Raw genomic sequence first — 365 nt, forward strand, 5'->3', positions numbered from 1 at the left:
CCCGCCGTCCCGCGCACGCGCGCCGAGCTGCGCGCCGCGCGGGAGGCGGCGGAGCGTGCGGCCGCCGAGTCGGTCTCCCTGGTCGAGGGGGAGGGCCCCGCCCCCGCCCCCGAGGCCCCTTCCGCCGAGCCGGATGCGCCCGCGTCGCCTGCGTCGACGGAGCCGTCTTCGGTGGTGCCCGCGACTTCCCCCGCCGTGCCTGAGGCGCCCGCCGCTCCTTCCGTCGAGCCGGATGCGCCCGCCGCGGTCCCGTCGACGGGATCCTCCGCGTCCGCCTCCGCGATCCCGTCCGCCGGATCGTCTGTGCCCGCGGTGCCGCTCGCCCCCGAACCCGTGTCCGCCGCCGCACTCACCTCACAAGAAAC

1 protein-coding gene is annotated in these 365 nt (G+C 79.2%); it reads right to left on the bottom strand.

The window, feature by feature from the left end; all coding sequences use genetic code 11:
• The coding region (locus DW297_RS19065) for a hypothetical protein (RefSeq protein ID WP_446724351.1) at positions 1 to 365 on the bottom strand (365 nt) is incomplete at both ends.

It is taken from the genome of Microbacterium sp. PF5 (genome assembly GCF_004794315.1).
Taxonomy (GTDB): domain Bacteria; phylum Actinomycetota; class Actinomycetes; order Actinomycetales; family Microbacteriaceae; genus Microbacterium; species Microbacterium sufflavum.